This window comes from Pseudomonas sp. B21-009 (genome assembly GCF_024749345.1).
GTDB lineage: Bacteria > Pseudomonadota > Gammaproteobacteria > Pseudomonadales > Pseudomonadaceae > Aquipseudomonas.
The window spans coordinates 5,310,940-5,328,070 of the sequence record NZ_CP087199.1; the positions used below are offsets into that span (position 1 = coordinate 5,310,940).

Here is a 17,131-nt window from a genome sequence, read left to right on the forward strand (position 1 = left end):
GTGGGAGCTCATAAGACAGCTGATGTCTGTCGATTAAGGAGGTGATCCAGCCGCAGGTTCCCCTACGGCTACCTTGTTACGACTTCACCCCAGTCATGAATCACACCGTGGTAACCGTCCTCCCGAAGGTTAGACTAGCTACTTCTGGTGCAACCCACTCCCATGGTGTGACGGGCGGTGTGTACAAGGCCCGGGAACGTATTCACCGCGACATTCTGATTCGCGATTACTAGCGATTCCGACTTCACGCAGTCGAGTTGCAGACTGCGATCCGGACTACGATCGGTTTTGTGAGATTAGCTCCACCTCGCGGCTTGGCAACCCTCTGTACCGACCATTGTAGCACGTGTGTAGCCCAGGCCGTAAGGGCCATGATGACTTGACGTCATCCCCACCTTCCTCCGGTTTGTCACCGGCAGTCTCCTTAGAGTGCCCACCATAACGTGCTGGTAACTAAGGACAAGGGTTGCGCTCGTTACGGGACTTAACCCAACATCTCACGACACGAGCTGACGACAGCCATGCAGCACCTGTGTCAGAGTTCCCGAAGGCACCAATCCATCTCTGGAAAGTTCTCTGCATGTCAAGGCCTGGTAAGGTTCTTCGCGTTGCTTCGAATTAAACCACATGCTCCACCGCTTGTGCGGGCCCCCGTCAATTCATTTGAGTTTTAACCTTGCGGCCGTACTCCCCAGGCGGTCAACTTAATGCGTTAGCTGCGCCACTAAAATCTCAAGGATTCCAACGGCTAGTTGACATCGTTTACGGCGTGGACTACCAGGGTATCTAATCCTGTTTGCTCCCCACGCTTTCGCACCTCAGTGTCAGTATGAGCCCAGGTGGTCGCCTTCGCCACTGGTGTTCCTTCCTATATCTACGCATTTCACCGCTACACAGGAAATTCCACCACCCTCTGCCCTACTCTAGCTTGCCAGTTTTGGATGCAGTTCCCAGGTTGAGCCCGGGGATTTCACATCCAACTTAACAAACCACCTACGCGCGCTTTACGCCCAGTAATTCCGATTAACGCTTGCACCCTCTGTATTACCGCGGCTGCTGGCACAGAGTTAGCCGGTGCTTATTCTGTCGGTAACGTCAAAATACTCACGTATTAGGTAAGTACCCTTCCTCCCAACTTAAAGTGCTTTACAATCCGAAGACCTTCTTCACACACGCGGCATGGCTGGATCAGGCTTTCGCCCATTGTCCAATATTCCCCACTGCTGCCTCCCGTAGGAGTCTGGACCGTGTCTCAGTTCCAGTGTGACTGATCATCCTCTCAGACCAGTTACGGATCGTCGCCTTGGTGAGCCATTACCTCACCAACTAGCTAATCCGACCTAGGCTCATCTGATAGCGCAAGGCCCGAAGGTCCCCTGCTTTCTCCCGTAGGACGTATGCGGTATTAGCGTTCCTTTCGAAACGTTGTCCCCCACTACCAGGCAGATTCCTAGGTATTACTCACCCGTCCGCCGCTGAATCGAAGAGCAAGCTCTTCTCATCCGCTCGACTTGCATGTGTTAGGCCTGCCGCCAGCGTTCAATCTGAGCCATGATCAAACTCTTCAGTTCAATACTGCTTGGGTTTTGAGAAAACCCTAAACTTGGCTCAGCAATCTCAAATGACTTACTTTCAAATCTTTCGATTTTCGTGTAGCCACTTGTGATGCTGATAATCTTTTTGACTATCAGTCTGAGCTCACAAGCACCCACACGAATTGCTTGATTCAGTTGTTAAAGAGCGGTTGGTTAAGAGCTTTTCGTCTCAACCGAGGCGCGCATTCTACGCTTTCCTCAGAGCCTGTCAAGCGTTTATTTTGAAGTTTTTCGTTTCACTTCAAACACTTGACTCGCTGCGATCTCTCGTAGCGGGAGGCGAATTCTACAGCGTTTCAAACCGCTGTCAACTGCCTTTTCACCGCTGCCGATCTTTCGATCGAAGCACCTCCGGATGACCCTGGAACCGCTAACTCTTTGAAACTCAAGGAGTTTTCAGTTCCGACTGCGCCGGAAGTGGGGCGAATTATAGAGAGATCTGCGGGGGCGTCAAGGACTTATTTCAACTTTGTTTCAGCAGGGGCGGTTTGACTATAAGTAGCAAGCTTCAAGCTACAAGTAAAAGCAGCATCACCGCGCCCAACTTGTAGCTTGCAGCTTATAGCTTGCCGCTACCGCCTACTCAGCCTTGAGGGTAACCCGGGCAAATGCCTTCTTGCCCGCCTGGCATACATGGGTCGCGCCAAGTGCAAACATGAAATCACGATCAACCACCGCACCGTCGACCTTCACCGCGCCGCCATTGAGCAGATCCCGCGCCATCGCCGAGTTCTTCACCAGACCCGCGCGGTTCAACACGGCAGCGATCGGCAAGCCTTCAGCCGCAGAGACCTCAACCTCAGGCAGATCCTCCGGCAACTCGCCCTCTTTCATACGGTTACCTGCCGCGCGGTGAGCATTGGCGGCAGCCTCCTCGCCATGGAAGCGGGCAACGATCTCTTCCGCCAGCTTGATCTTGATGTCACGCGGGTTTGCGCCATTGGCCACATCGGCACGCAACTGCTCGATCTCTTCCATGGAACGGAAGCTCAGCAGCTCGAAGTAACGCCACATCAGGGTGTCAGGAATCGACACGAGCTTGCTGTACATCACCCCGGGGGCTTCCTGGATGCCGACATAATTGCCCAGGGACTTGGACATCTTCTTCACGCCGTCGAGCCCTTCGAGCAGCGGCATGGTCACGATGTTCTGTGCTTCCTGGCCGTAAGCACGTTGCAGCTCGCGTCCCATCAGCAGGTTGAACTTCTGGTCGGTACCGCCGAGCTCGACGTCGCACTTGAGTGCCACCGAGTCATAACCCTGCACCAGCGGATAGAGGAACTCATGGATCGCGATCGGCTGGTTGGTGGTGTAGCGCTTGTCGAAGTCGTCGCGCTCGAGCATGCGCGCCACGGTGTACTGCGACGCCAGGCGAATGAAGTCGGCCGGGGTGAGCTTGTCCATCCAGGTGGAGTTGAACGCGACTTCGGTCTTGGCCGGGTCGAGAATCTTGAACACCTGCTGTTTATAGGTCTCGGCGTTATCCAGTACCTGCTCGCGGGTCAGCGGCGGACGGGTAGCGCTCTTGCCGCTCGGGTCACCGATCATGCCGGTGAAGTCGCCAATCAGGAAGATCACCTGGTGACCCAGGTCCTGGAACTGGCGCAGCTTGTTGATCAGGACGGTATGCCCCAGGTGCAGGTCAGGCGCAGTCGGGTCAAAACCCGCCTTGATCCGCAGCGGCTGCCCGCGCTTGAGCTTCTCGACCAACTCGGACTCGACCAGTACCTCTTCCGCTCCACGCTTGATCAGCGCTAGCTGCTCTTCAACCGACTTCATAACAGACCCGTAAGGCTCAGATTCAAAGGGACCCAACCATACAAGATCAGCCATCAAATACAAGTTTTTGCCCCGAGTGTGACCTCGAAGCCGACTGATGACGTCTGCGCGCTTGCGCTGAAGGGGATTTGGTTATATTTTATACAGTTATTTCATCTTCATCATGTCATTCATCTTTTCCACTTCATCTATTTCAAAGTCAATTCATCTATGACCAACGAACCGCCTAAAGCGCCCCCGCTTTATCCGAAGAGCCACCTGTTGGCCGCCAGCGGCATCGCCGCCTTACTCAGCCTGGCCTTGCTGGTGTTCCCATCCAGCGAGGTCGAAGCCAAGAAAACCACCCTGAACCTGGAGCTGGAAAGCCCGGCAGAGCAACTCAAGCAGGAACAGGACGCCCCACTTACCCAGAACACCGACGCCGCCCCCTCGCCGTTTGCGCAGATCGACAACAGCGCCGCAGCAACCGAGGAAACCGCCAAGACCGAGCCTGCGCCCGCCGCTGCCGAAGCCGCGCCAGCCAAGGACCCAAGCCACCGCGAAGTCACCGTGAGCCGTGGCGATACCCTGTCGACCCTGTTCGCCAAGGTCGGCCTGCCGGCCACCGCTGTGCATGAAGTGCTGGCCAGTAACAAGCAGGCCAAGCAGTTCAGCCAGCTCAAGCATGGCCAGGTACTGCAGATCGAACTGGACAAGGACGGTCAGCTGGCCAGCCTGCACAGCAAGCTCAGTGATCTGGAAACCATTCGCCTGACCAAGAGCGCAAACGGTTACGCGTTCAACCGTGAAATCAGCAAGCCCGTGGTGCGCTCGGCCTATGTACATGGCGTGATCAAGAGTTCGCTGTCGGCCTCGGCCCAGCGTGCCGGCCTGAATCACAACCTGACCATGGATATGGCGCGCATCTTCGGGTATGACATCGACTTCGCCCAGGACATCCGCCAGGGCGACGAGTTCGACGTGATCTATGAACAGAAGGTCATGAACGGCAAGGTCGTCGGTACCGGCAATATCCTCTCTGCCCGCTTCACCAACCGCGGCAAGAGTTTCACCGCAGTGCGCTACACCAACAAGCAGGGCAACACCAACTACTACACCGCCGACGGCAACAGCATGCGCAAGGCGTTCATCCGCACTCCGGTTGATTTCGCCCGCATCAGCTCGCGCTTCTCGGCTGGCCGCAAGCACCCGATCCTGAACAAGATCCGCGCGCACAAAGGTGTCGACTACGCAGCACCACGCGGCACACCGATCAAGGCGGCCGGTGACGGTAAAGTGCTGCTGGCAGGCCGCCGCGGCGGCTACGGCAACACCGTGATCATCCAGCACGGTAACCGCTACCAGACCCTGTACGGGCACATGCAGGGCTTCGCCAAGGGCGTGAAGACCGGCGGCACCGTCAAGCAAGGGCAAATCATCGGCTACATTGGCACCACCGGCCTGTCTACCGGCCCGCACCTGCACTACGAGTTCCAGGTCAACGGCGTCCACGTCGACCCGCTCGGGCAGAAGTTGCCAATGGCTGATCCGATCGCCAAGGCCGAGCGCCAGCGTTTCCTGCAGCAAAGCCAGCCACTGGTCGCGCGCATGGACCAGGAAAAGGCCACTCTGCTTGCTTCGAGCAAGCGTTAAGCAATGCCGCTCTATCTGGGTGTGATGTCCGGGACCAGCCTCGATGGCCTGGACATCGCCTTGATCGAACAGGAGCAGCAACTCACGCTGCTCGCCACCCATTACATCCCCATGCCCGCCGACCTGCGCCAGGACCTGCTGGCCCTGTGCGCCAGCGGGCCGGACGAGATTGCCCGCGCCGCCCTGGCCGAAAACCGCTGGGTGCAGCTTGCCGCCGAAGGTATCCAGCACCTGCTGGCCGCGCGCAACCTCACGCCCGAGGCCATTCGCGCCATCGGCAGCCACGGCCAGACCATCCGCCACGAACCGGCGCGCGGCTTTACCGTACAGATCGGCAACCCGGCGCTGCTGGCCGAGCTTACCGACATCAGCGTGGTCAGCGACTTCCGTCGCCGTGACGTTGCCGCCGGCGGCCAAGGCGCTCCCCTGGTCCCGGCCTTTCACGAAGCCCTGTTCGCCCATCAGGGCCAACGCCTGGCGGTGCTCAATGTCGGTGGTTTCAGCAATCTGAGCCTGATCGAACAGGACAAACCGGTCAGCGGCTTCGACTGCGGGCCGGGTAACGTGCTGCTCGATGCCTGGATTCAGCAGAAACAAGGGCACAGCTATGACGCCAATGGTGCCTGGGCGGGCACCGGCCAGGTTATCCCAGGCCTGCTCGCCTCGCTGCTGAGCGATCCGTTCTTCGCAGGCAGCGGCCCGAAAAGCACCGGCCGCGAAGTGTTCAACCTGCCTTGGCTCAATCAGCACCTGGCCCCTCAGCCAAGCCTTCGGGATGAAGACGTGCAGGCCACCCTGCTGGAACTGACCGCCCGTAGCATCGTCAGCTCGCTGCAAGCGGCACAGGATGATACCCAGGCACTGCTGGTCTGCGGCGGCGGCGCCCACAATAGCGTGCTGATGCAGCGCCTGGCAGCCCTGCTGCCCAATGCCCGGGTCAGCAGCACTGCCGCTTGCGGGATCGACCCTGACTGGGTTGAGGCCATGGCCTTTGCCTGGCTGGCCCACTGCTGCCTGCAGCGCATCCCCGCCAACCGCCCCAGCGTCACCGCTGCCCGTGGCCTGCGGGTACTGGGCGCGATCTACCCGGCATAACTCGCAGACAGCAAAACGCCGCGCATCAGCGCGGCGTTTGCGGTACTGCCCTTGCGATCAGATCGAGAACGAAGAACCGCAACCACAGGTCGTGGTGGCGTTCGGGTTCTTGATGACGAAACGCGAGCCTTCCAGGCCTTCCTGGTAATCCACCTCGGCTCCTGCCAGATACTGGAAACTCATCGGATCGACAACCAGAGCCACGCCTTCGCGCTCGACGATGGTGTCGTCTTCGGCAACGTCTTCATCGAAAGTGAAACCGTACTGAAAACCCGAGCAACCGCCGCCGGTCACGAAAACTCGCAACTTCAGGCGATCATTGCCTTCTTCATCGACCAGGGTCTTCACCTTGTGCGCTGCACCCTCAGTGAACTGCAATGCCACAGGGGTGAAGGATTCGACGCTCATGCTGACTATCTCCCGGCGCTATGCCGCCATAATGCGTGATGACGCGCATTATCCGCTTCTCCGAGAAAAGCGGTCAACAATACAAAAGCTGCAAGAGGTGCGCCGCAAGCTATAAGCGGATCGCGTGCACCTTTTACTTGCAGCTTGAAAGCTGGCGTTTACGGAAGCAGACCGGCGTGGGAAAGCCCCATGCGCTCGTCCAGGCCAAAGAGGATGTTGAGGTTCTGTACCGCCTGCCCCGACGCGCCCTTGACCAGGTTGTCGATCACCGACAACACCACCACCAGGTCGCCGCCTTGTGGACGGTGCACGGCAATTCGGCAGACGTTGGCACCGCGCACGCTGCGGGTTTCCGGATGGCTGCCGGCCGGCATTACGTCGACGAACGGTTCATCGGCGTAGCGTTTTTCGAAAAGCGCCTGCAGATCGACCGAGGTATCGGCGACGGTTGCATACAGGGTCGAATGGATACCGCGGATCATCGGGGTCAGGTGCGGCACGAAGGTCAGTCCGACATCAGCACCCGCCGCCCGGCGCAGGCCCTGGGTGATTTCCGGCAGGTGACGGTGCCCCTTGACCGCATAAGCCTTCATGCTTTCGCCCGCCTCACAGAACAGCGAGCCCACCGCAGCACCTCGGCCAGCGCCGCTGACCCCGGATTTGCAGTCGGCGATCAGCCGCGAGGCGTCGGCGATGCCGGCTTCGAGCAGGGGCAGGAAGCCCAGCTGGGTGGCGGTCGGGTAGCAACCCGGGACGGCGATCAGGCGTGCCTGGCGAATTTGCTCGCGATTGACTTCAGGCAGGCCGTAGACCGCGTCCTTGAGCAGCTCGGGCGCGCCGTGCGGCTGGCCGTACCACTTGGCCCATTCATCGGCGTCCTGCAGGCGGAAGTCGGCGGACAGGTCGATGACCTTGGTGCCCGCGGCCAGCAGCTCGCCGGCCAGGGCGTGGGCGACACCGTGCGGGGTGGCAAAGAACACTACGTCGCAGGCGGCCAGGGTCTTCACGTCCGGCACGCTGAAGGCCAGGCCGTCGTAGTGGCCTCGCAGGTTCGGGTACATATCGGCAACCGCCAGGCCAGCTTCGGAACGCGAGGTGATCACTGCCACCTCGGCCTGTGGATGCTGTGCCAACAGACGCAGCAGCTCGACCCCGGTGTAACCCGTGCCGCCAACGATACCGACCTTGACCATAACGCGTGCCCCTTATCAACGAACCATCAGGAAAGCCCACGATAATAGGGGCGCTGAAACACGCCCACAACTGTTGCGATGGCTCGCCGGGCCCCTTGCCTCTACTATCTGACCACCGTGAACCCTGAAGGAACTCAACCCATGCTTTTTCTCTGGATCAAAGCGCTGCATATCGTCAGCGTGGTCTGCTGGTTTGCCGGCCTGTTCTACCTGCCGCGCCTGTTCGTCTATCACGCACAAAGCCAGGACAGCATCAGCCAGGAACGCTTCGTGATCATGGAGCGCAAGCTCTACCGCGGCATCATGCTGCCGGCGATGATCGCCAGCCTGGTCTTCGGCATCTGGCTGCTGAGCCTGACCCCGGGCTTCATGAGCCAGGGCTGGATGCACGCCAAGCTCACCCTGGTGGTGCTGCTGATCGGTTACCACCATATGTGCGGCGCACAGCTCAAGCGCTTCGCCCGCGGCGAAAACACCCGCAGCCACGTGTTCTACCGCTGGTTCAATGAAGTGCCGGTGCTGGTCCTGCTGGCCGTGGTAATTCTGGTGGTGGTCAAACCGTTCTAACCTAAACCCATACTCAGCCTCGGGAAACCTGCCATGTCATTGCCTGCCCTGCTCGAACAACGCTTGCGCCTGCCGGTGGTAGCGGCGCCGATGTTTCTGATCTCCAATCCGCAACTGGTACTGGCCTGTTGTGCCAACGGGGTGGTCGGCAGTTTCCCGGCCCTGAACCAGCGCGACAGCGCAGGCTTCAAGGCTTGGCTGGAAGAGATCGAAACAGGCCTGGCGGCCCTCGACAAACCTGCACCCTATGCCGTCAACCTGATCGTGCACCAGAGCAACCCGCGCCTGCAGGCAGACCTGGCGTTGTGCGTCGAACACAAGGTGCCGATCGTCATCACCAGCCTCGGGGCGGTGAAGGAACTGGTCGATGCCGTGCACAGCTATGGCGGCCTGGTGTTCCATGACGTGACCACCCGCCGGCATGCCGAGAAAGCCGCCGAAGCCGGTGTCGACGGTCTGATTGCCGTAGCCGCGGGCGCCGGCGGCCACGCTGGCACCTGGAGCCCGTTCGCCCTGATCGCCGAGATTCGCCAGTTCTTCGACAAGACCTTGCTGCTGGCCGGTTGCATAAACCGTGGCCAGGAAATCCTCGCCGCGCAGTTGCTGGGCGCTGACCTCGCCTACCTGGGTACGCGCTTTATCGCCACCCACGAGAGCCAGGCGCCGGGGCCTTACAAAGAAATGATGCTTGAAGCCAAGGCAGCCGATATCATCCACACCGCTGCGGTTTCCGGGGTGCCTGCCAGCTTCATGCGCCAGAGCCTGGAAAACGCCGGTTTCGACATGGCCGCCCTGCGCAGCCACACCGAGACCAAGCTCAAACCCATCGACGACGAGGCCAAGGCCTGGAAGACCGTCTGGTCTGCCGGACAAGGTGTCGGTGCCATCGACCAGCTCTGCTCGGTCGAGCAACTGATTACCCGCCTGGATACCGAATACCGCCAGGCGCACGCCTCGGCCACAGCCCTTGGCCATCGCTGGCCGGGCTGACTCACGCTTTATCACGGCAAAGGAAGCCCGCATGTATGACACCCTGACTCTCGCCAACTCGAGCAAACCCAAGGTCATGAGCCTGGAAGGGCGAATTGGCCGCGTGCGCCTGCTGGCCTGGAGCCTGGTCTTGTTCGCTGCGACCATCGGCGGCATTTTCCTGGTGGCCTTGCTGTCCAGTTCAATGTCGCTGGACCTCGGCGGCCTGATGATGATCGGCCTGTTGTCGGCACGAATCCTGAGCATGCTGTTCATCGTCCAGCGCCTGCACGACCTGAACTGGAGCGGCTGGTTCTGCTGGCTGTCGATCCTTCCATGGGTCGGCAACTTCTTCATCCTGGTGCTGGTACTGATGCCCGGCACGCGTGGCAGCAACCGCTTCGGTGCGCCGCCAGCGCCCAACAACAACGCAGTGGTGATCCTGGCCTGGCTGTGGCTGGTCCTGGTTGCCGGGCTTGCATACGTCACCGTCACCCGCCCCGGCATCTAGACACGCCACGGGTAGCAGCACTCCGGGCCCGGCACCTGTAAACTGCGCACTTTGGCCACCCTTCCCGACTGGAGAACTGCATGACCCGTTACGCCATGATCACCGGTGCCTCCAGCGGCTTGGGCCTGGCACTGGCCGAGGCGCTGGCACGTCGGGGACGCAATTTGATCCTGGTGGCCCGACAGCGCGACCCGCTGGAAAGCATCGCCATCGAGCTGACCCAGCGGTTTGGCGTCGAAGTGCTGTTTCGTGCCTGCGATTTGGGCGAGCCGTTGCGGTTGTCGGGGTTCCTGCTGGAGCTGGAAGAAAGCGAGCGGCACATCGACTTGCTGGTCAACTGCGCCGGCATTCGCTCCTACGGGCACTTTCTGGCCCAGGAATGGAGCGATGAGCAGGACCTGATCGAGGTGAACATCCTCGCCCTGACCCGCCTCTGCCACGCCCTTGGCAATGCCATGGCGGTTCAGGGCGGCGGGCAGATACTCAACGTCGCTTCGCTTGCCGCCTTCGCGCCCGGCCCGTGGATGAGCAGCTACGCGGCAAGCAAAGCCTATGTGCTGCACTTTTCCGAAGGCCTGCGCGAAGAGCTCAAACGCACCGGCATCAAGGTTTCGGTGCTGTGCCCAGGCCCGGTGCGTTCGCCGTTGCGGCGTATCCCGCGGCTGGAAAACGGCCAACGCAGCCTGAGCCCGGAAGAAGTCGCGCTGTATACCGTACGCGCCCTGGACAAGAACCGCGCATTGATCATCCCCGGCCGGCGCAACCGCTGGCTGGCCTTCAGCCCGCGCTGGCTATCGCGCTGGCTGGCACGCAAGCTGGCCGGCGCCATCAACCAGGCCTATTGCCCGCGCTAGTGGTACAGGGCTGGGCGCAAGCGTCTGGCCTGCGTACACTCAAGTCCGATTACCCTCATGGAGCAGCCGTAGTGGATACTCTGTTTACCAAGATCATCAACCGGGAAATCCCGGCCAAGATCATCTACGAGGACGACCAGGTTCTGGCCTTCCACGATATCGCCCCGCAGGCACCGGTACATTTTCTGGTCATCCCGAAAAAACCGATCCGCACCCTCAACGATCTGACCGAAGAAGACAAGGGCCTGGCCGGGCACATCCTGTTCACCGCCCAGCGGCTGGCCAAGGAACTGGGCTGCGAAGACGGCTTTCGCGTGGTCATGAACTGCAATGAGCTGGGTGGGCAGACCGTCTACCACATTCATATGCACGTGCTTGGCCAGCGTCAGATGCACTGGCCACCGGGCTGATCCAGGGCAAGCCCCGGCATCGCGATTGGGGTAAACTGTCGGGCACATTCTTGCGGAGGTGCCCGATGGCTACCGAACGTCACTATTCCCCGCTCGACCGCTTGTTGCTGCAGGCCGACACCGCCATGCGCACCTTGCTGCCCTTCAGCGGCCAGCCTTCCCGGCCGTCGCCGGCGATCATCCAGCCGGATGTCACCCTCGACGAAACCCAGACCCGCCATGTCGCCGGGCTCATGCGCATCAACCATACCGGTGAAGTCTGTGCCCAGGCGCTGTACCAGGGCCAGGCCCTGACCGCCAAGCTGCCCCAGGTTCGCAAGGCCATGGAACACGCCGCCGAAGAAGAAATCGACCACCTGGCCTGGTGCGAGCAGCGCATTCGCCAGCTCGGCAGCCACCCCAGCGTGCTCAACCCGCTGTTCTACGGTATGTCCTTCGGCATCGGCGCCCTCGCCGGCCTGGTCAGCGACAAGGTCAGCCTGGGTTTTGTCGCCGCCACCGAGCATCAGGTGTGCAAGCACCTGGACGAACACCTGGAGCAAATCCCGGCCGAGGATGAAAAATCCCGGGCGATTCTTGAGCAGATGCGCATCGACGAAGAGCAACATGCCGAATCGGCCCTGGATGCTGGCGGCTTCCGCTTCCCGGCACCGGTCAAGTTCGGCATGAGTCTGATGGCCAAGGTCATGACCAAAAGCACTTATCGTATCTAGGACCACCGATGACGGAACGCTTCGACGCCAAGGACCTGGCCCGCGCAGTCAGCGCCGGCGTTCTGAACCCGGGCCAGGATCAGGCCCTGCTTGAATTTCTCAAGCGCCAGCCGCAATCCCAGGCCAGTTTCCAGCTGACCCACGTGGCGTTTTACTTCGGCGCCCTGCTGATCATGGCCGCCATGGGCTGGCTGCTCAGTGAAGCCTGGATGCGCGTCGGTGACAGCGCCCTGCTGCTGGTCTCACTGATTTATATCGGCGTACTGACCCTGGGCGCCTTGCTAATGCAACGCCGCGGCCAGGTCATCCCTGCTGGCGTACTTGCTGCGGTGGCGGTGAGCATCGTACCGCTGGCAGTGTTTGCGGCGCAGCGACTCAGCGGTTTCTGGCTACTGGACAACGCCCAGGGAAACTACCACAACTACTACACCTACGTGCAGGACGGTTGGCTGCTGATGGAGGCGGCGACGATACTGGCCGGCTTGTTGATGCTGCGCCTGATCCCGTTTCCGTTCATCGTCATGCCGATTGCCGTGGCCTTGTGGTTCATGTCCATGGACCTGAGCGAATGGTTCTATGGCGAGGCCTTCGACTGGAATCAGCGGCGTACGGTGTCACTGTGGTTTGGCCTGGCGACATTGCTGGTGTTCCTGGTGATCGACGGTCGCACCCGCCAGGACTATGCCTTCTGGGGCTATCTGGCCGGATTGCTGGCCTTCTGGCTCGGCTTGCCGCTGCTGGATACCGACAGTGAATGGGACAAAGCGCTTTATGGTCTGATCAACCTTGGCCTGATGGGCATAGCACTGTTGCTGCGCCGTCCGCTGTTCATGGTCTTTGGTGGCATGGGCGTGGCGATGTACCTGGGTTACCTGTCTTACGAGGTGTTTGCCGAGTCGCTGCTGTTCCCGGTGGTGCTGACCCTGATCGGGTTGGGCGTGATTGGCCTGGGGCTTTTCTATCAGAAGCACCGCGAGGCTTTGAGCAGCCGTTTGCAGGCGCGATTGCCGCAAGGCTTGCTGAAGCTGCTGCCGGGGTTGCGCCACTGATGATTCGGTTATTTTGCCTTCGCTTGCTGCAAAGCCTGGGGCTGGTGCTGGTGGCTTATCTGTTCGTGTGCCTGCTGACCGCCGGCATGAGCGGGGAACCCTTTAGCCTGAAACTGCCTGACATCTCCCAACCTGATGGCAACAGTGCCGTCGACCTGTGGGTGTTCTCACTGCCCGGGCAACTGCTGTTGCTGCTGGCCGGCTGCTTCATTCACAGGCAGCGCCTGCTTGCCTTGGCCTTTGTGCTATCGGCCGCGCTGACGGCCTGGCTGCAGTGCCTGATATTTGCCGACGCCTTTGGCAATACCTGGAGTAGCGCAGAAATCGTCGGTTTGCTCGTCTTCAACCTGCACTGGTTGGTGGTGGCGCTGGTTCCGGGGCTGGCCTGGCTGATCGGGCTGGAGCGCCTGCGCCGTTAGCCCGCCCCCACAGGAGCGGGCTTGCTGGTAATCAACCGAGCTCGACAATCTCGTAGCTGTGGGTGATCTCGACACCGGCCCGGCCGAGCATGATCGAGGCCGAGCAATACTTCTCTGCCGACAGCTCGACCGCACGCTTGACCTGGGCTTCTTTCAGGCCACGGCCCTTGACCACGAAATTCAGGTGGATTTTGGTGAATACCTTCGGGTCTTCGCTGGCGCGCTCGGCTTCAAGGAAAGCTTCGCAGCTCTCTACTGCCTGGCGGGATTTCTTCAGGATGCTGACCACATCGAAGTTGCTGCAGCCACCCAGGCCCAACAGCAGCATTTCCATGGGCCGTACACCCAGGTTGCGGCCACCGGCCTCGGGCGGGCCATCCATCACGACCACATGGCCACTGCCCGATTCGCCCAGAAACATGGCTTCACCTGCCCACTGGATACGCGCCTTCATTACCTGGACTCCCTTGATTGAAAAAAGGCTGCCAGCTTAGACCCTGCGAGCCCGGCGGAAAAGCTCAAGCGCATGAGTAAATCTGCCGATAGAAGGACAAGTGTCTGATAAGCTGACGCCAAATCACTGGCGCTTATCGCCAGACTATCTATAAAAGAAATTGAAGCGTCGCCTCCTGACCGGGATCCAGCCATGGTTGCATCAGCCCTTCCAGCCAAGATCAAGAACATCGACAAGCTGCTGGTCCATTGCCAGCGCCGCCGCTATGCGGCCAAGAGCAACATCATCTGCGCCGGTGACAAGGCCGAAACCCTGTCCTTTATCGTCAAGGGCTCGGTGACCATCCTTATCGAGGATGACAACGGCCACGAAATGATCATCGCCTACCTCAACAGTGGCGACTTTTTCGGCGAGCTGGGGCTGTTTGAACCAGCCGGCCAGGAACACCAGCGCAGCGCCTGGGTGCGGGCCAAAAGCGAATGTGAAGTTGCAGAAATCAGCTACGAAAAATTCCGTGAACTGGCGCGTCACGACCCGGACATTCTCTATGCCCTGGGCAGCCAGATGGCCCAGCGCCTGCGCAACACCACGCGCAAGGTCGGCGACCTGGCCTTCTTCGACGTCACCGGCCGGGTAGCCCGCTGCCTGCTGGAATTGTGCAAGCAGCCAGACGCCATGACCCACCCCGACGGCATGCAGATCAAGATCACCCGCCAGGAAATCGGCCGCATCGTCGGTTGTTCGCGGGAGATGGTTGGCCGCGTCCTCAAGGATCTCGAAGAGCGCAGCCTGGTACACGTCAAGGGCAAGACCATGGTGGTCTTCGGTACCCGTTAATCGCGGGCGATGCCCTTGATCACTTCGGCATAGGCCTGGCCAAGGCGCTCGAGCAGCGGCGCCTCGGGTACCACCTCGTGCAAAGCGATGTGGCTGTCGGCCAGGCAGCGCTGCTCCAGCTCGCAGCATTCGTTGAAGCGGTTGACCGCCGCCACCATCGACTCGCGCTGGTTATCCAGCAACAGCGCACCATGCACTAGCACTACCGGGCGCTTGCCACCCAGGCCCTGGCGCCAGCGCTGGGCGGTGCCGACCAGTTTGCGGCCGTTGAGGTTGACGTTGTAGCGGCCATCACAGAACGCCCCTTCGATTTCCCCCACCGATGCCATCCCGCCCCATTCGCGCAGCACATCACACAGCGGCAGGCACAGGCGCTCGTAGGCGTTTTCGATACGGCCGTGATCACCTTCGCTTTTCGGCGCGACGTAAACCAGGGCGATGTTGATCACCGCCGGCGACTGCGGCACTGGCTCACCACCGGTTTCGCGCAGCAGCACCGGCCAACCGGCAATCGCAAGCTCGGCGCAGGCCGCCTCGAAGCCTTCGAGGCGGCTCATGCGCCGGGGCATGACCAGGGCATGATCGGTCGGTCGCCAGAACAACAGGCCATGATCCTTTTCGCCCTTGCATACCGCCGCCAGCAGCTCCTGTTCGGCGTGCAGCCCGGCCTCGACAGTGACATCAAGCACTTGATCAGTCATCGCATTAACCTTGTAGAAACAAAAAAGCCGGCATCGCCGGCTTCAGAGTTGAATCAGTCCAGGCCTTGCACCGGGTTCTGCACCACACGCTCCGGGAAGAACAGGCGCTGCAGCTCCAGCCCCGGGTGTTCGGCGCGCATGAACGCTTCGCCGACCAGGAAGGAGTAGACCTCGTTGATTTCCATCAGCTCGACGTCGGCGCGGTTGAGGATGCCGCTCTCGGTAATGGCCAGGCGATCACGGGGGATGCGCGGCAGCAGGTCGAGGGTGGTTTCCAGGCTGACTTCAAAGGTGTGCAGGTTGCGGTTGTTGACGCCCACCAGCGGCGTGTCGAGAGTCTTCAGCGCCCGCTCCAGCTCGTCGCCGTCGTGCACTTCGACCAGCACATCGAGGCCCACGCCTTTTGCCGTCGCGGCCAATTCGGCCATCTTCACATCATCCAGCGCGGCAACGATCAGCAGCACACAGTCGGCGCCCAAGGCCCGGGCTTCGACGATCTGATAAGGATCAATCATGAAGTCCTTGCGAATCACCGGCAGCTTGCACGCGGCGCGCGCCTGTTGCAGGTAGATGTCGCCGCCCTGGAAGTAATCGACGTCGGTCAGCACCGACAGGCAGGTCGCGCCGCCCTTCTCGTAGCTGACGGCAATGTCGGCCGGAATGAAGTTTTCGCGGATCACGCCCTTGCTTGGCGAGGCTTTCTTGATTTCGGCAATGACTGCAGGCTGCTTGCGCTTGGCCTGTTCGATAAGGGCCTTGGCAAAACCGCGTGGCGCATCGGCAGCGGCCGCCAGGCGTTCAAGCTCGGCAAGGCTGACACGGGCGCTGCGCTCGGCGACTTCTTCGACCTTGCGCGCCAGAATGTTTTCCAGAACCGTCGGCACACTCATCCTTCATTCTCCTGCTTGAATACCGCGGTAAAGGCACCGAGCTCTTCGAGTTTTTCCCGGGCAAGGCCAGTGTGCAATGCGTCGTGAGCCAGCTCCACGCCCTGCTTGAGGCTCATGGCGTGGTCGGCGGCGTACAGTGCGGCGCCGGCGTTGAGCACAATCATTTCCGCAGCCTTCTGGCCGTTCTCGGTCTTGCGCCGGCCCAGGGCATCGCGGATCAGCTCCAGCGACTTGGCCGGGCTCTCCACGGCCAGGCCATGCAGGCTCTGGCTTTTCATGCCGAGGTCTTCGGGCTCGACCCAGTACTCGCTGATCTGGTCGTTCTTGAGTTCAGCAACGAAGGTTGGCGCCGCCAGGCTGAATTCGTCCAGGCCATCTTTCGAATGCACCACCAGCACATGCTTGCTGCCCAGGCGTTGCAGCACTTCAGCCAGTGGGCGGCACAGTGCCTGGGTGAACACGCCGACGACCTGGTGCTTGACCCCGGCCGGATTCGTAAGCGGGCCGAGCATGTTGAAAAGGGTACGCAAGCCCAGGTCACGACGCGGGCCGGCGGCGTATTTCATCGCCTTGTGGTGGGTCTGGGCAAACATGAAGCCAATGCCGACGCTGTCGATGCAGCGTGCAACCTGCACCGGCGTCAGGTTCAGGTAGATGCCAGCGGCTTCCAGCAGGTCGGCGCTGCCACTCTTGCCCGAGACCGCACGGTTACCGTGCTTGGCCACGGTGCAACCGGCGGCGGCGACGACAAAGGCCGAAGCGGTGGATACGTTGAAGATGTTGGCGCCATCACCGCCAGTGCCGACCACGTCGACCACCTGGTCGAGGGTGTTGAGCTCGACCTTGTCGGCCAGCTCGCGCATCACCGACACGGCACCGACAATTTCATCGATGCTCTCGCTCTTCATGCGCATGCCCATCATGAAGGCGCCGATCTGCGCCTCGGTGCATTGGCCGGTCATGATTTCGCGCATGACATCGCGCATTTCTTCGGTGCTCAGGTCCAGGTGGCCGACGATGCGGCTCAGCGCGCTCTTGATATCCATGTTCGATCC

General features: G+C 60.7%; 18 protein-coding genes and 1 rRNA gene. 11 read left to right on the plus strand and 8 right to left on the minus strand.

What is annotated here, in order from left to right; all coding sequences use genetic code 11:
• Positions 1-34: 34 nt before the first annotated feature.
• Both LOY34_RS24615 and tyrS read right to left on the minus strand, forming a co-directional pair.
• A 16S ribosomal RNA gene (locus tag LOY34_RS24615) occupies positions 35-1,571 on the minus strand.
• 603 nt (positions 1,572-2,174) lie between these two features.
• The gene (tyrS, locus tag LOY34_RS24620; protein ID WP_045199348.1) at positions 2,175-3,374 is read right to left on the minus strand and encodes a tyrosine--tRNA ligase; all 1,200 of its coding nucleotides are present in this window, start codon (positions 3,372-3,374) and stop codon (positions 2,175-2,177) included.
• Between the two features lie 210 nt (positions 3,375-3,584).
• Here tyrS and LOY34_RS24625 point away from each other — a divergent pair, with 210 nt between their 5' ends.
• Both LOY34_RS24625 and LOY34_RS24630 read left to right on the plus strand, forming a co-directional pair.
• Positions 3,585-5,006: a peptidoglycan DD-metalloendopeptidase family protein gene (locus LOY34_RS24625; RefSeq protein ID WP_045199347.1), complete on the plus strand. Its 1,422-nt coding sequence runs from the start codon at positions 3,585-3,587 to the stop codon at positions 5,004-5,006.
• A 3-nt stretch (positions 5,007-5,009) separates the two neighbouring features.
• Positions 5,010-6,101 (plus strand): anhydro-N-acetylmuramic acid kinase, encoded by a 1,092-nt coding sequence (locus LOY34_RS24630; RefSeq protein ID WP_195885145.1) that lies wholly within the window; start codon positions 5,010-5,012, stop codon positions 6,099-6,101.
• 57 nt (positions 6,102-6,158) lie between these two features.
• On the opposite strand, the gene erpA is transcribed toward LOY34_RS24630, so the two are convergent.
• Both erpA and argC read right to left on the minus strand, forming a co-directional pair.
• Positions 6,159-6,509 carry an iron-sulfur cluster insertion protein ErpA gene (gene erpA, locus LOY34_RS24635; RefSeq protein ID WP_010221479.1) on the minus strand — a complete coding sequence of 117 codons (351 nt, stop codon included), beginning with the start codon at positions 6,507-6,509 and terminating at the stop codon, positions 6,159-6,161.
• Between the two features lie 158 nt (positions 6,510-6,667).
• Positions 6,668-7,702, minus strand: a complete 1,035-nt coding sequence (gene argC / locus LOY34_RS24640) for an N-acetyl-gamma-glutamyl-phosphate reductase (RefSeq protein WP_195885146.1) — start codon at positions 7,700-7,702, stop codon at positions 6,668-6,670.
• A 141-nt stretch (positions 7,703-7,843) separates the two neighbouring features.
• Between argC and hemJ the strand changes: the two genes are divergently transcribed.
• From hemJ to LOY34_RS24680, 8 genes are all read left to right on the plus strand, one after another.
• Positions 7,844-8,269 (plus strand): protoporphyrinogen oxidase HemJ, encoded by a 426-nt coding sequence (gene hemJ, locus LOY34_RS24645; protein WP_045199341.1) that lies wholly within the window; start codon positions 7,844-7,846, stop codon positions 8,267-8,269.
• 33 nt (positions 8,270-8,302) lie between these two features.
• Positions 8,303-9,259, plus strand: a complete 957-nt coding sequence (locus LOY34_RS24650; protein ID WP_093378996.1) for a nitronate monooxygenase family protein — start codon at positions 8,303-8,305, stop codon at positions 9,257-9,259.
• Between the two features lie 31 nt (positions 9,260-9,290).
• Positions 9,291-9,749: a DUF805 domain-containing protein gene (locus tag LOY34_RS24655; RefSeq protein ID WP_093378993.1), complete on the plus strand. Its 459-nt coding sequence runs from the start codon at positions 9,291-9,293 to the stop codon at positions 9,747-9,749.
• A gap of 80 nt (positions 9,750-9,829) precedes the next feature.
• On the plus strand, positions 9,830-10,603 hold the full coding sequence (locus tag LOY34_RS24660; RefSeq protein WP_045199338.1) for an SDR family oxidoreductase: 774 nt from the start codon (positions 9,830-9,832) through the stop codon (positions 10,601-10,603).
• A gap of 71 nt (positions 10,604-10,674) precedes the next feature.
• The gene (locus LOY34_RS24665) at positions 10,675-11,013 is read left to right on the plus strand and encodes a histidine triad nucleotide-binding protein (RefSeq protein WP_045199336.1); all 339 of its coding nucleotides are present in this window, start codon (positions 10,675-10,677) and stop codon (positions 11,011-11,013) included.
• A gap of 65 nt (positions 11,014-11,078) precedes the next feature.
• A complete protein-coding gene (gene coq7 / locus LOY34_RS24670; RefSeq protein ID WP_045199333.1) occupies positions 11,079-11,726 on the plus strand; it encodes a 2-polyprenyl-3-methyl-6-methoxy-1,4-benzoquinone monooxygenase in 648 nt (215 codons plus the stop codon).
• An 8-nt stretch (positions 11,727-11,734) separates the two neighbouring features.
• Positions 11,735-12,775, plus strand: coding sequence for a DUF2157 domain-containing protein (locus LOY34_RS24675; RefSeq protein ID WP_195885147.1), 1,041 nt, complete (start codon positions 11,735-11,737; stop codon positions 12,773-12,775).
• Positions 12,775-13,194 (plus strand): hypothetical protein, encoded by a 420-nt coding sequence (locus LOY34_RS24680; RefSeq protein WP_052676536.1) that lies wholly within the window; start codon positions 12,775-12,777, stop codon positions 13,192-13,194. Before LOY34_RS24675 ends, LOY34_RS24680 begins: the two co-directional genes overlap by 1 nt.
• 31 nt (positions 13,195-13,225) lie before the next feature.
• Here LOY34_RS24680 and LOY34_RS24685 read toward each other — a convergent pair whose 3' ends face one another.
• Entirely contained in the window at positions 13,226-13,648 is a 423-nt protein-coding gene (locus tag LOY34_RS24685) for an OsmC family protein (protein WP_010221469.1), read from the minus strand.
• 192 nt (positions 13,649-13,840) lie between these two features.
• Between LOY34_RS24685 and crp the strand changes: the two genes are divergently transcribed.
• Positions 13,841-14,485 (plus strand): cAMP-activated global transcriptional regulator CRP, encoded by a 645-nt coding sequence (crp, locus tag LOY34_RS24690; RefSeq protein ID WP_045199329.1) that lies wholly within the window; start codon positions 13,841-13,843, stop codon positions 14,483-14,485.
• Here crp and LOY34_RS24695 read toward each other — a convergent pair.
• Genes LOY34_RS24695 through trpD form a run of 3 tightly spaced genes read right to left on the minus strand, consistent with a single transcriptional unit; the run spans position 14,482 to position 17,122 of the window.
• Complete coding sequence (locus LOY34_RS24695; RefSeq protein ID WP_045199328.1) at positions 14,482-15,186, minus strand: lipoyl protein ligase domain-containing protein; 705 nt, start codon at positions 15,184-15,186, stop codon at positions 14,482-14,484. The two genes, crp and LOY34_RS24695, sit on opposite strands and share 4 nt — an antisense overlap.
• A gap of 53 nt (positions 15,187-15,239) precedes the next feature.
• Complete coding sequence (trpC, locus tag LOY34_RS24700) at positions 15,240-16,076, minus strand: indole-3-glycerol phosphate synthase TrpC (protein WP_093378986.1); 837 nt, start codon at positions 16,074-16,076, stop codon at positions 15,240-15,242.
• The gene (gene trpD / locus LOY34_RS24705) at positions 16,073-17,122 is read right to left on the minus strand and encodes an anthranilate phosphoribosyltransferase (RefSeq protein ID WP_045199323.1); all 1,050 of its coding nucleotides are present in this window, start codon (positions 17,120-17,122) and stop codon (positions 16,073-16,075) included. The genes trpC and trpD overlap by 4 nt, the downstream gene beginning before the upstream one ends.
• Between the last annotated feature and the right edge of the window lie 9 nt (positions 17,123-17,131).

What these genes read in the sequence shown, in the direction of transcription:
- tyrS (WP_045199348.1), bottom strand. Translation starts at nt 3,374, where the DNA reads ATGAAGTCGGTTGAAGAGCAGCTAGCGCTGATCAAGCGTGGAGCGGAA.
- LOY34_RS24625 (WP_045199347.1), top strand. Translation starts at nt 3,585, where the DNA reads ATGACCAACGAACCGCCTAAAGCGCCCCCGCTTTATCCGAAGAGCCAC.
- LOY34_RS24630 (WP_195885145.1), top strand. Translation starts at nt 5,010, where the DNA reads ATGCCGCTCTATCTGGGTGTGATGTCCGGGACCAGCCTCGATGGCCTG.
- erpA (WP_010221479.1), bottom strand. Translation starts at nt 6,509, where the DNA reads ATGAGCGTCGAATCCTTCACCCCTGTGGCATTGCAGTTCACTGAGGGT.
- argC (WP_195885146.1), bottom strand. Translation starts at nt 7,702, where the DNA reads ATGGTCAAGGTCGGTATCGTTGGCGGCACGGGTTACACCGGGGTCGAG.
- hemJ (WP_045199341.1), top strand. Translation starts at nt 7,844, where the DNA reads ATGCTTTTTCTCTGGATCAAAGCGCTGCATATCGTCAGCGTGGTCTGC.
- LOY34_RS24650 (WP_093378996.1), top strand. Translation starts at nt 8,303, where the DNA reads ATGTCATTGCCTGCCCTGCTCGAACAACGCTTGCGCCTGCCGGTGGTA.
- LOY34_RS24655 (WP_093378993.1), top strand. Translation starts at nt 9,291, where the DNA reads ATGTATGACACCCTGACTCTCGCCAACTCGAGCAAACCCAAGGTCATG.
- LOY34_RS24660 (WP_045199338.1), top strand. Translation starts at nt 9,830, where the DNA reads ATGACCCGTTACGCCATGATCACCGGTGCCTCCAGCGGCTTGGGCCTG.
- coq7 (WP_045199333.1), top strand. Translation starts at nt 11,079, where the DNA reads ATGGCTACCGAACGTCACTATTCCCCGCTCGACCGCTTGTTGCTGCAG.
- LOY34_RS24675 (WP_195885147.1), top strand. Translation starts at nt 11,735, where the DNA reads ATGACGGAACGCTTCGACGCCAAGGACCTGGCCCGCGCAGTCAGCGCC.
- LOY34_RS24680 (WP_052676536.1), top strand. Translation starts at nt 12,775, where the DNA reads ATGATTCGGTTATTTTGCCTTCGCTTGCTGCAAAGCCTGGGGCTGGTG.
- LOY34_RS24685 (WP_010221469.1), bottom strand. Translation starts at nt 13,648, where the DNA reads ATGAAGGCGCGTATCCAGTGGGCAGGTGAAGCCATGTTTCTGGGCGAA.
- crp (WP_045199329.1), top strand. Translation starts at nt 13,841, where the DNA reads ATGGTTGCATCAGCCCTTCCAGCCAAGATCAAGAACATCGACAAGCTG.
- LOY34_RS24695 (WP_045199328.1), bottom strand. Translation starts at nt 15,186, where the DNA reads ATGACTGATCAAGTGCTTGATGTCACTGTCGAGGCCGGGCTGCACGCC.
- trpC (WP_093378986.1), bottom strand. Translation starts at nt 16,076, where the DNA reads ATGAGTGTGCCGACGGTTCTGGAAAACATTCTGGCGCGCAAGGTCGAA.
- trpD (WP_045199323.1), bottom strand. Translation starts at nt 17,122, where the DNA reads ATGGATATCAAGAGCGCGCTGAGCCGCATCGTCGGCCACCTGGACCTG.